This window comes from Haloimpatiens massiliensis (assembly GCF_900184255.1).
Classification (GTDB): Bacteria; Bacillota; Clostridia; order Clostridiales; family Clostridiaceae; genus Haloimpatiens; species Haloimpatiens massiliensis.
The window spans coordinates 1391635-1404253 of the sequence record NZ_LT854640.1 but is presented as its reverse complement, the minus strand read 5'-3'; the positions used below and the strand labels follow the sequence as shown (position 1 = coordinate 1404253).

At 28.5% G+C, this 12619-nt stretch carries 10 protein-coding genes and 1 riboswitch; of the genes, 4 read left to right on the top strand and 6 right to left on the bottom strand.

The window, feature by feature from the left end; genetic code table 11:
• Positions 1-79 precede the first annotated feature (79 nt).
• The 3 genes from C1715_RS14835 to C1715_RS14825 form a co-directional block, all read right to left on the bottom strand.
• Positions 80-1318: a CehA/McbA family metallohydrolase gene (locus C1715_RS14835; protein WP_102401217.1), complete on the bottom strand. Its 1239-nt coding sequence runs from the start codon at positions 1316-1318 to the stop codon at positions 80-82.
• A gap of 162 nt (positions 1319-1480) precedes the next feature.
• On the bottom strand, positions 1481-2833 hold the full coding sequence (locus C1715_RS14830; RefSeq protein WP_180964104.1) for a sodium-dependent transporter: 1353 nt from the start codon (positions 2831-2833) through the stop codon (positions 1481-1483).
• Between the two features lie 370 nt (positions 2834-3203).
• Positions 3204-3827 (bottom strand): TetR/AcrR family transcriptional regulator, encoded by a 624-nt coding sequence (locus C1715_RS14825; protein ID WP_102401216.1) that lies wholly within the window; start codon positions 3825-3827, stop codon positions 3204-3206.
• Positions 3828-4191: 364 nt separating this feature from the next.
• A riboswitch (cobalamin riboswitch) is annotated at positions 4192-4368 on the top strand.
• Positions 4369-4478: 110 nt separating this feature from the next.
• On the opposite strand from C1715_RS14825, the gene C1715_RS14820 reads away from it, so the two are divergent.
• From C1715_RS14820 to C1715_RS14805, 4 genes are all read left to right on the top strand, one after another.
• Positions 4479-5414 (top strand): ABC transporter substrate-binding protein, encoded by a 936-nt coding sequence (locus tag C1715_RS14820; RefSeq protein ID WP_102401215.1) that lies wholly within the window; start codon positions 4479-4481, stop codon positions 5412-5414.
• Between the two features lie 86 nt (positions 5415-5500).
• Positions 5501-6550, top strand: coding sequence for a FecCD family ABC transporter permease (locus C1715_RS14815; protein ID WP_102401214.1), 1050 nt, complete (start codon positions 5501-5503; stop codon positions 6548-6550).
• Positions 6550-7371, top strand: a complete 822-nt coding sequence (locus C1715_RS14810) for an ABC transporter ATP-binding protein (RefSeq protein WP_102401213.1) — start codon at positions 6550-6552, stop codon at positions 7369-7371. The genes C1715_RS14815 and C1715_RS14810 overlap by 1 nt, the downstream gene beginning before the upstream one ends.
• Before the next feature lie 114 nt (positions 7372-7485).
• Complete coding sequence (locus C1715_RS14805; protein WP_102401212.1) at positions 7486-8571, top strand: AI-2E family transporter; 1086 nt, start codon at positions 7486-7488, stop codon at positions 8569-8571.
• An 831-nt stretch (positions 8572-9402) separates the two neighbouring features.
• Here the strand turns inward: C1715_RS14805 and C1715_RS14800 are convergent.
• The 3 genes from C1715_RS14800 to C1715_RS14790 all read right to left on the bottom strand — a co-directional run bounded on the left by C1715_RS14800 (position 9403) and on the right by C1715_RS14790 (position 12615).
• A complete protein-coding gene (locus C1715_RS14800; protein ID WP_102401211.1) occupies positions 9403-9876 on the bottom strand; it encodes a hypothetical protein in 474 nt (157 codons plus the stop codon).
• 305 nt (positions 9877-10181) lie between these two features.
• Positions 10182-11255 carry a methyltransferase domain-containing protein gene (locus C1715_RS14795; protein ID WP_102401210.1) on the bottom strand — a complete coding sequence of 358 codons (1074 nt, stop codon included), beginning with the start codon at positions 11253-11255 and terminating at the stop codon, positions 10182-10184.
• 121 nt (positions 11256-11376) lie between these two features.
• Entirely contained in the window at positions 11377-12615 is a 1239-nt protein-coding gene (locus C1715_RS14790; protein WP_242971968.1) for an MDR family MFS transporter, read from the bottom strand.
• Between the last annotated feature and the right edge of the window lie 4 nt (positions 12616-12619).

The following is a 12619-nucleotide window of genomic DNA, read 5'->3' as shown; positions in this document are numbered from 1 at the left end:
ATTTTACATTCTAAATTAAGAACTTTTATTCATCTAATGTAGAATTTAAATTTAAAGTTGGAATTCTTGAAGTTTTGTCCTATTTTACTATTATAGGAGAAGATATTCCAATCCTCCCTTCCTTTTGAATAACCTTAATCACATACCAAGCATTCTCTCTCTCTAATTTAATTTTAGGTTTCCACAGACACTTGTAGTCCTCAATATTTTTTTCTTCTAAAATCACTGCACCATTAGTTATTATTTGGAGTTTTTCTATGGGTATTTTTTTATCTTCACACTCCACAGTAAACTGTATAATTTCACCTTTTTTGTATTCCTTCACTATACCTCCCATCCAAATATTTCCTAACTTAAATTTAAGCTTCATGGTATTACTTTCAGTAGAGTAAATCCTCCTGTTTCTAATAGCTTCAAAAATATACTTATCCTTCAATTTAGGAGCTAAAATCACAGTTAAATTGTCCCATTTACCCCAATCCCTTTTATGATTATCTTGACCATTTACAGCTCCCAAGTGCCACTGTTCATCTAACATACCATAATAATATTTCTCATATCTATTGTATTTTTCCCCAAAGCTTCCATTGCCAACTTCCATAATGCATATATTCTTATTTAAGTGTTTTTTATCTTTTAAATTATATATAGATTTTCCTGGATGATTTATACATAATATTGCATCATTATATTTATCAATTACACTTTCTAATTTGTCTAATCTATTTATTTTTAATTTATCCATATTATCACAATTGAATAAATTTAAATGCCCAATACCCTTTACACTTATTTCTTTTCCGTAAATAGCCAAATTCCTTTTATGTTTTTTATTAAATTTACTAGAAGTACTCATGTATTTCTTCCATTTCTCATCACTGTTAAGAGCTCTAGAATGATCCGTCAAAGCCCAAAAATCCATTCCCTTGTTTTTAGCACTATCAAAAGCTTCTGCCGGAGTGCCTTGTCCACTTGAATAAGACGTATGCGAATGAAGATTTCCAAAATAGTAATTAAAAGTTTCTTTTTCTTCTATAGTAAAATTCCATGAATAATCATAAGATTCTCCACTAGAAACCATTGCTGAGATCCTTATAATATGACTTCCTATTTTAAGTTTATTTTTAGGTGTATATTTTATTTTTTTATCACTAACTTTATACTTAATAGTTTTACCATCTAAGTACATTTTTATATTTAAAAAATCTTTTTTTACATTATTAGAATTTAGATAAATCTGTATTTTAGGTTTTCTGTTTTCTATTTTTTCATCTTCTAAAGGCTCTACCTTTTTTACTATTTCTTTTTGTTCAAACATTTCCTCACCCTCTTAGCACATTATAAACAAATATTATCTATAATCTTATAATATTTATTTAAATAATTAATGTGCTTAAGTCCGCAAAGATTTTAATCCCCAGTGCCTACCCAACCTCTACTAATTTAAGGTTTCGTCATGGACACTGAGGATTATTTTACATTATCTTAGTGATCTAAGAAATACTATAAATATAGCTATTGGACATACGTACTTTATTAAGAAGAACCAAACATTTTTCAACCTAAATTTTACTTCTCCACCATTAGTTATTTCCTCTGTACACACTTCTCTATTCCAAACCCATCCCACAAATACGCATAGAAGCAGACCACCTAATGGTAATAATATATTACTAGATATAAAATCATACGTATCAAAAAATCCTCTATTACCTAGTAAATGAATATTGCTCCATATACCTTGTGATAAGGAAGCTGGTATTCCCATTAAAAATATAACCGAAGCTATAAATATTGAAGTTTTCTGCCTAGAAAATCCCCACTTATCAACTATATATGCAACTACTACTTCTAGTAATGAAATAGAAGAAGTAAGTGCAGCAAACAATACAAGTATAAAAAACAATACTGCAAATATTGTTCCAAAAGGCATTTTAGAGAATACTGCTGGTAATGTTACAAACATAAGTCCTGGTCCTTGATCTGGTTTAAATCCAAAAGCAAAAACCGCTGGTAAAATAGCAAATCCCGATAACAAAGCTATTGCTGTATCTATTAAAGGAATTATAATTCCACTTTTAGGTATATTAGTGTCTTTTCCAAGATAACTTCCATAAGTTATCATACACCCCATACCTAAGCTAAGAGAGAAAAAAACCTGTCCCAGTGCATCAAGAACCACATCCATTGTTATTTTTGAAAAATCCGGAATTATAAAATACTTCACACCTTCCATAGCTCCTGGTAATGTAACAGAACGTATTGCTAAAATAATAATTATGACAAATAAAGATGGCATCATTATTTTACTTGCTTTTTCTATTCCTTTACCAATACCTATAAATACTATAGCAAGAGTAATTATCATGAAAATCCCACTATATACTATAGGCATAGTAGTAGAAGACACAAATCCTCCAAATATCCCCTTTAGAATTTCTGGATCACTTACTTTTAAAGCTCCCGTTGCTGACTTTACTAAGTAGTTAATAACCCATCCGCCTACAACACTATAGAAAGATAATATAAGAAAAGCTGCAAAAACTCCAAGAGCACCTACCCAACCCCATTTTTTGCTGATTTTTGCATAGGCACCTATAGCATTCAACTGAGTATGCCTTCCTAAAGCAATTTCAGCTATCATCAAGCTAAACCCTAACAATAAAACTATAATTACATATACAAGTACAAAAGCTCCTCCTCCGTTTGTTCCTGCCTTATAAGGAAATTTCCATAAGTTGCCAAGTCCTACTGCCGATCCTGCTGCCGCCAATATAAAGCCAAGTTTAGAGCCCCATTGCTCCCTTTCTTTAACCTGCACTTCTTTGCTCATAAACATACTCCCTTCCTTTTAAATGTTACATACTATTATATATGAATTTTTATTAATTTAAAATACCTTTTTTCAGAAAACTCTTTATTATTTTTTTAACAATTTTATATAGTAAACCCTTTATATATGGTTCATTGTATGTTTTACCTTTTAAAGGAAGTAAACTTATTCACATGTCTTTTGCAAGTTTTTTATTCATTTATTGCTTAGAATGTATGATTAGATTTATATATATAGATAAATTCATTTTGTTTTAATAATTTTTCTATAGCTTTGTACTTTTATAAATCATTTATAAAAATACTAAATAAAAAGAACAATTATAGTCACTTTAAATTAACTATAATTGTTCTTTTACTTTGTTAATATTTTATTTTTTTAATATTTTTCTTATACTTTTAAAGAGTACCGGTTTCATATTATCTATATTATCTGGCTCCTCTAATATTATACCACTGTAACATATAGAACTTGTTAACTCTAATATTATAAATAGAGTTTTTCCCGAGTCTTCTATATCATATTCACCAGAATTTATATTTTTCATAAATATATCTACTAGTCTTTTCATATCCTCATTAGTATCTATATCATACACGGCTTTTCTGTATATGCCCCAAGATAAGTTCTTATGTATTAATTTTAGAAGCATTTTATTATTCTTAAAGTATTCAATTAAATAGTTTATAAAAAATATTATAGCCTCTATGAAATCATCAAATTTTTCTTTATTTTTCTCAGTTTCTGACATAGCTTCTTTAATTACTACGGAGCTCTTTTTTAAAATTATTTTATCAAATATGTCATATTTATCCTTAAAATATAAATAAAAAGTTCCCTTTGCTACTCCAGCTTTCTTTACTATATCATCTATAGCTGTATTGTTTATCCCCTTAGTTATAAATAATTCATATGCTGCATCATACAAACTATTCCTTTTAATAGTTTTATTCTCTTTTCTTTTATTTCGCTTTAACGAAGGTTTTTCTCCCACTGATGATTTACCGTTAAAAGTTTCTTGTAAACTTTTAAAGTTTACACCTTTTAATATTTACTAAAAAGTTTAGAAACTTATAACGTTACCTCCTTTCTCAGTAATAGTATTATAATTATTAACTAATATCTAGTATAACATTAATATAAAATTATTAGTAACCAAAAACTTAAAATTTATTATTTTTATATTATGATTAAACCACAAAAATGTAAAATGTAGTGAAATTTTATAATTAACCATTTTAAATTTTACATAAAAACTCTCTACATTAAAATATTAATGGGAACTACCACTTACAGTATACTCATTAAATCATTTGATTAAAGAATACATAAGTGCTATAATCATTTTGTAAATTTATTAAATAATTAATATTATAGGTACTATGATGTTTAAAAGGGAAATGAGTGAAAATCTCATACGGTCCCGCCACTGTAACGAAGAGTCTATTGACTATATGCCACTTAATTTAATTTAGGGAAGGCGCCAATAGATGATGATTCTAAGTCAGGAGACCTGCCTATAATGGTTTAATATTAGCTTGCGCGGATAAAGCTGACATTGGTTTGTTTTTTGTAACCATTATCTTTTTTACGCAAGATAATGGTTTTTTATATTGTTAAAATTAAAAATATTAGGAGGATTCGTATGAAAAGATTTAAAAAGTTTATAGTAAGTTGTTTATTTTTAACAATGCTATTCTCCCTAGCAGCCTGTAGTAATAAAAATTCTAACTCATCTAAAACCAAAGATGATACGAAAATTTCTTATCCTTTAAACATAAAGGATTCATATAATAGAGATGTTACTATAGAAAAAGAACCTGAGAAGATAGTTTCCTTAGCTCCGAATATAACAGAAACTATTTTTGCTCTTGGAAAAGGAGATAAATTAGTTGGAAGGACGGATTATTGTGATTATCCAGAAGCTTCTAAAAAAATTCAATCTGTAGGAAGTCTTAAAAATCCTAATATAGAAAAAATAGCTGAATTAAAACCAGATTTAGTTATTGCTTCTACTCATTTTGATAAAAAAGTTTTACAAAAGCTAGAAGCATTAAATATTAAAACCGTAGTACTTTATGGTAAAGATAATCTAGATGGAGCATATAGTACCATAGAAAAATTAGGTACTATATTAAATTCAAAAGAAAAGTCAAATGAAATAGTTTCAAATATGAAAAAGAAAGTAGAATCTATAAAAGAAAAAGTTAAAGGTAAATCTACACCTTCTATATACTATGTAATATCCTATGGTAAATTTGGTGATTACACCGCTGGTGGTGATACTTTTATAAATGAACTTATAGAAATTGCTGGTGGAAAAAATATAGCTTCTGACGTTAAAGGTTGGCAATATAGTATCGAAAAAGTTATAGAAAAAAATCCTGATATGGTAATATGCTCTAAATATTTCGATTCTAAAAAAGGAATACAAAATACAAATGGATATAAGGATTTATCTGCTGTTAAAAATAACAAACTATATGAAATAGATAACAATCTTTTAGATAGACAAGGCCCTAGACTTGCAGACGGTCTTGAAGCATTAGCAAAAATTATACATCCTGAATTATTTAAATAAACAGCTATAAAGGACTATTGACACCTAATACAAATGGTTGTATTGTCAATAGTCCTTTAAAGAATAATTTGAAATGGAGAAAAATCATGCATTCTATAGAAAAAAAGAAACACTACAATATATTATTTATTACTCTCACTACTATTTTGTTTTTGATTATAATATTTTGTGCTGCATTGGGTGCTGCTGATATAAACTTCTTTAAATCTATGAAAATTTTATTTTCAAAACTTCCTTTTATTAATAATTTAATAGATACTTCTACTATTAAAGCTTCTGAAAGCTTAATAGTATTAAATATACGTTTACCTAGAATACTAATGTCCATAATAATAGGTATAGGTTTATCTGTAGTAGGTTGCTCTTTTCAAGCTATATTTAGAAATCCTATGGCAGACCCCTATATACTAGGCATTTCATCTGGTTCTGCTTTAGGTGCTACTGTAGGTATAATATTAAATTTTTCCTTTTGGAATAGCGTTATCGGGGTATCATTTTTCGCTTTTTTAGGTGGTACATTAACTACTTTATTTGTTTACAATATTGCAAGAGTTGGAAAAAAGCTTCCCACAAATACACTACTTTTATCTGGAGTAACCATGAGTTTTTTGCTTTCTTCCATAATATCAATACTTATGCTCTTTAATAGAAATCAATTAGAAGATATATATATGTGGACAATGGGTAGCGTTTCATCTGCTAGTTGGAAAGAACTAAAAATAGTAGTACCTATAATATTAATAGGTTCCTTTATAATAATATCTTTATCCAAAGACTTAAATATTATGTTAACTGGAGATACTACCGCCGAAAGTCTTGGAGTAAATGTAGAAAAAACAAAAAAAATAATACTCCTAACATCTTCATTAATAGTTGCTTCCTGCGTATCAGTTACAGGTATAATTGGATTTGTAGGACTTATAATTCCTCATATAGCTAGATTAATAGTGGGACCTGACCACAGAATTTTATTTCCCTTTTCAGCACTATTTGGAGCTATATTTTTAACTATTACAGATACTTTAGCACGAACATTAATAAATCCTTCTGAAATACCTGTTGGAGTAATTACCGCACTATTCGGTGCACCATATTTTTTATATTTACTATACCAAAATAAAAAGAAGGTGCTATAATGATGATAACTGTGAAAAATTTAAATTTTAAGTATGGAGAAAAAAGCATATTAGAAAATATAAATTTTAACATACAAAAAAATAAATTTTACAGCATACTTGGTCCAAACGGTTCTGGCAAAACTACTCTTTTAAAAAATATCAATAAATCCCTTGAACAAATAAAGAATACTATATTTATTGAAAATGAAGATTTGTATTTTATTAAGAATAAAGATTTAGCTAAAAAAATATCCTGGGTTCCACAAAACACTTCCATTGATTTCGACTTTTCAGTTATGGACATAGTACTTATGGGAAGAAATCCGTATATAAGTAGATTCTCTTCTGAAAGCCATGAAGACTTGACAATTGTAGAAGAATCAATGAAAATAACTAATACATGGAATTTAAAAGATAAAAATATTAGAGAATTAAGTGGTGGAGAACGTCAACGTGTAATTATAGCACGAGCTCTTGCCCAAAAAACAGATATACTTTTACTAGACGAACCAACTTCTAATTTAGACATACACCATCAAATTGAACTTTTAGACACTATAAAATTTGTAAATTTAAATATGACAATAGTAGCTGTTCTACATGATCTAAATCTTGCATCACAATACAGTGACTATCTTATACTTTTAAAAGATGGTAAAATAATATCTATAGGCACACCAGAACAAGTATTAACTAAACATAATATACAATTAGCCTATGACATAGATGTTAACATTATAAAAGACCCTATAACTTTAAGACCTCATATAATACCTATAAGTAAAAAATTAATAGAAAATCAAAATAACTTGTACAAAAACAATATTACTTATTTGTAATTTCATTATAAAATTCAACAACAAGTTTTATTTTTTACGTATTATTTATGGTATTATTTTAAATATATTATTTTAAAAAGTTCATCTTAACTTATTATACAAGGAGTGACTGTTTTGATTAAAAATAAAAAAATACCGTATTTAAATTTAATACCTATATTAGTTATCTCTTTTTTACTATTTAAATTCATTGACAACATTGATTTATTTGCAAAATGTCTCAAAACATTTTTTTCCATAATCAGTTCTTTCATATGGGCATTTTGTATAGCTTATATTTTAAGTCCTGCTGTTAACTATTTAGAAAAAAAATTTAAACTAAAAAGAGCAATTAGTCTACTGATAGTTTATACATTAGTACTAGGTAGTATAATACTATTAATAACAAGAGTCTCTCCTAAAATAACTCACAGTATTAGTGACTTAGTTAAAAACATTCCTGATTACATAGATAAGACAAAACATTGGTTAGATAATTCTAATTTAACTTTAGATTTTCTAGACAAGCTTGGAATAGATATAGATGAAAAGATAACTGAACTTGCTGGTAAATTTACCACCTCCATAGGAGAAGGCTTAAATATAGCTTTAACAAAAGCTATCACCATTACATCCTCATTTTTTAAAGCTATCCTAGGATTTATAATTTCTGTATACATACTAAAGGATAAAGAAAAATTTAAATATGGTTTTAAAAGATTTTTATATGCAACATTAAAAGAAGAAACCGTGGATAGAATTATACATATTTCAAAAGAAATAGATAATATTTTTCTTAAATACATAATTGGTAAAGCTATAGACTCTTTTATAATAGGCGTACTTTGTTTTATAGGTTTAGCTATACTGAAAGTTCCCTTTGCATTCTTTTTAAGTTTCATAGTAGGTTTGACTAATATGATACCTTACTTCGGACCTTTTATAGGAATGATACCAGCTTTTATAATCACCTTATTTTATAATCCTATAAAAGCTATTTGGGTAATTATATTTATATTTGCACTTCAACAATTTGATGGTTTATATTTAGGGCCTAAAATTTTAGGTGATAAGGTAGGATTAAGTCCTTTCTGGATAATTTTAGCCATAGTTGTAGGTGGAGGAACTTTTGGTGTTATAGGAATGTTTTTAAGTGTTCCTGTTATAGCAGTATTAAAAACATTTTTAGATAATTTTATAGCAAAAAAACTCTCAGAATAAGCATAAATTACGAAGCAAGTGCCATAAGAAAAATCTGTCTTTAAATCCACAATAAATATATTTTATTAGACTGTTCGCAGTACGCCAAGAAATTCTAATGTTTTCAAATTTCAATCCCCTAAAGCTTTCAAACTCGCTTCTAACGGCGCTCAAACATGAAAGCTTCTTAACGGGTATTGAAATTTGAAAACAAAGGATTTCTAAGGCTAGCTCAATAGTCTAAAAAAATATATTTATTGTTACCTTAAAGACAGATTTTTCGGTTCATACGTCCATTACTTATGGTGTGGAGACGGCCTACTAGTGGAGAAGGTAAGAAGTAAAAAGTAAGAGTTAAGAGTTAATGAGGATTTTCCTCCACTATGTTACCGAAAATCTTTAATTAAATAAATGGAATAGTTATAGTCTTTTTTTAAGCGCTTTAAAAATCTCTTATTGGCGGCAGCCAGCCTAAATACATAGGCATGATTAGGATTTATATATAAGAATATATAACTTTAATTGTTAGATAAATTTAAAATCTATAGATAAGTAACAGGTAATAGCTAAGAAGTAATAGTTGTACTAAAAATTCAGCTTTTCTGAATTTTTCGAGTAATTCTATTTTTTACCTGTTCTCTTGTTACTTATTCATAAATTAATCATAAAAAACTCTTTGAGTTTTATCCTTAACTCTTACTTATTACTTTTTACCTATTACCTTTTACCTTTTACCTGGTCTACCCTACAAATTTAAGGTTTATACAAGCTAATGCCTTACGTCAAAGTATTATTAGTAACCGGGAATTAGGGCTTAAACGAACGGCTACGCCTAGCTTGTTTTTATCACTTCTATTCTTCTCCTTTAACTACAACTTTTGCATTAGTATTAGCTTTAATTTCTAAATTTCCCTTGGCTTCTGCACCAACCGCCTTAACTCTGTACTTTCCGCTTTCTAGTGTAGTTTTATAGTTTCCTTTTCCTTTTCCCTCAACTATTACCTCAATTTTATCCTCTGGGTTAATAAATACTAATTTTACTTTACCTTTATTGACTTTTATATCATACGTAAGATTTAATTCTTCTTTGCCATCGGAATCAATCTTCATAATAGTATCGGTACCAGAAAATGTTTTAAAGCTCATTTTAAAATTAGAATCTTCTCCTTCACTATCTCTAAAAAAATAATTAAATGAATCATACTCTTTTACTATTGACCCATTATCATTGTATAATTTAGACTTTTCGTCTTTTGATTTTGCTTCACCACAACCACTTAAAATTAATATAGCTCCCATAATAATTGCTAAAACTAATTTTTTCATTATCTCACTCTCCATCTATTATTATTTTAGTCACTATTCTATAATACTACTTTTTAACCAAGTCTCACCCTTTTTTTGCCCAATGTCATCAAGTTAATATTCAATACTATGAAATATATATTGCGATTTTTATTTTATTAGGTTAATTTATAAAATATTAAAATTGTAAAATGTATTTAAAAATTGAATTATTAAAAAATATAACCCTCAGACACATACTATCTAAAAATTTTTAATATTAGTTTTTTACTTTACAATATGAAAATATTGTGTATTAAGTTTGCCGTATATTATGCTTATTTTCTTCACTTTAGGATAGCATTAACATAATAAAATTTTTCCCTTCGATGGTTATGCGGGTTGAAGCCACTGTAAAAATACTCTGTATGTTTTATGAGCTCTATCTTAAAATTTACTAAAAGTTCTTTGATATCATTTAAATCGGCGTAGAAATGAGGTATACCTTTTTCAAGTTCATCTCGGCTTATAAGAGTATTTTTGTCTAATTTGTTAGATCTATTCTCAATAAATTCTGTACTTTCTTTTGAGCAAAATGACAAATATACCTCACCATTTGGTTTGAGCACCCTTTCAATTTCTGCAATTGTTTTTTTCATGCCAATTGAATCAGTATGAGAAAGAACATGGTAAGCAAAGATACAGTCAAATGATTGATTGGAGTAATGTAGAGATAGCATATCACCAATCTCTGCATTTATAGGCAGATTTTCTTTTGTAGCCCATGTTTTTAAGTATTGAACTGCATAATCAGAAATATCCATTGCGGTTACATTGAACCCTTGTTTTGAAAAATAAATAGCATTGCGACCAAGTCCTGTTCCTAAGTCTAAAAGATCAACATAACCTAATTCCCTCCATTTATTTGCTAAGTAAATGCAATTATCTACAGGCTTAAGCTGTGGCGATGGGTCAATAGCCCAATTATGTCCTTTAAGGTTGACGATTTGCTCATTCTTGTTATACATTTCGTAATCCATTTCAATATCTCCTTTTACTGTGAGTAGAAAAGTGATACGTGGAAATAGATTAAGCTGAACACCTTTCTTACGTGCTGCTGATGGTGATATCCCATGAATCTCTTTGAAAGCACGAGTAAATGACTCTGGCGATTCATAACCATATTTCAAGGCTACATCGATGACCTTTATAGAATTTGTTTGCAATTCAATAGCAGCCAATGTCATACGCCTTCTGCGTATATATTCATATATTGACATATTCATAAATATAGAAAATGTACGCTGAAAACTAACTATAGATTGACACATTATATTAGCAACTTTATCTAAATCAATGATGCTATCTAAGTGTTCTTCAATATAGTCAAATGCTTCGTTAATTCGTTCATACCAGTTCAAACGTATCCCTCCTCTCTAAAAACAGTATAGTAGATTAATAAATTAAATTCCTTGCACTTTTGGTTTCACTTATGCAAGGTTAATTGCTCAGAACATAATTAATTGACAGTTCCCATTATTCTTATTTTCTCTTTTCGCTTATGTAAAGTCCATACATGGAGATTCCTGACAAAACAGCTAGGCCCAAAACTAAAGTCCAGGATAATGTAAATCCGTAATTCTCTAAAATTCCACCCATTATATATGGTGCTATGGCATAGCCCGCTCCAGATATTATAGGTATAAGGGCATTAAATCTCCCCCTATGTGACATTGGGCTATGATTTGCTATGTATACTCCTGAATTTGTTGAGCATAAAATCTCTCCTACTGTCCATACTGCTGTAGAAACTATAAATAATGGATATGCTTTTATGACAGATAACATTCCGAAACCTACAGCATAAAAAACTCCTGCCAATGCAATATTAAATACAGACTTATTTTTCTTTGTAATATGAGTTATAACCGTGGTGAAAAATATTACTGTAAGAGCATTTACAGTCATTAAATATCCGTATAATTTTTTGGAAGCCATACTTCCAAAAATATCATTTACTTGAAGTGGTATTATATAACCAGCTTGAGCATAAATGAATGAATATACAATAGAAATTAAAGTGAATATAAGTAAATTTGGTCTCTTGATTAATGCTAAAATAGTAGAACCTTCTTCACCTTTTTCGTCATCATTACTTACTATTTCCATTTGCTGTTTTTCAGGTATAGATTCTTTTACATACAATACTACCAAAATTAATGATATTATTGTAGTTATCCCATCTCCTATAAATAAAATTCTCATATGATCATTGTATAAAAGCCCTGCAATTAATGGCCCTATGGCAAACCCTACATTTATACCTAAATATAAAAGAGAGAATGCTGCTTTTCTATTTTGCTTATTAGTGACATCAGCAAGCATTGCACTATTAGCAGGCTGAGCTGCACCATTAAATATTCCTGATAAAATAAGTAGCCATATTATAAAATGCGGATTATTTAATATGCCACATAAAATTAATGAAAAAGCAGCTAAACCTTGAGATATAACTATTGTACGTTTTCTTCCTGCATGATCAGCTAACTTTCCACCTGCTAAGGCTCCAATACCGCCGCATACTGCAGTTATTGTTATAAATACACCTATTTGTTTAGGCGACATATTTAATCTATCCTTCAAGAAGAATGTCATAAATGGATAAACAAAATTTCCAATACAATTTATAACTCTAGCTATAAATAAAACATATATTTCCTTCGGCAATCCAGAATAAGTTTCTAATAAAGATTTAAATCTTTCCTTTTTATTTATCCCCAATTTT

Coding starts and splice junctions, on each gene's coding strand:
- C1715_RS14835 (WP_102401217.1), bottom strand. CDS start 1,318: ATGTTTGAACAAAAAGAAATAGTAAAAAAGGTAGAGCCTTTAGAAGAT.
- C1715_RS14830 (WP_180964104.1), bottom strand. CDS start 2,833: ATGAGCAAAGAAGTGCAGGTTAAAGAAAGGGAGCAATGGGGCTCTAAA.
- C1715_RS14820 (WP_102401215.1), top strand. CDS start 4,479: ATGAAAAGATTTAAAAAGTTTATAGTAAGTTGTTTATTTTTAACAATG.
- C1715_RS14815 (WP_102401214.1), top strand. CDS start 5,501: ATGCATTCTATAGAAAAAAAGAAACACTACAATATATTATTTATTACT.
- C1715_RS14810 (WP_102401213.1), top strand. CDS start 6,550: ATGATGATAACTGTGAAAAATTTAAATTTTAAGTATGGAGAAAAAAGC.
- C1715_RS14800 (WP_102401211.1), bottom strand. CDS start 9,876: ATGAAAAAATTAGTTTTAGCAATTATTATGGGAGCTATATTAATTTTA.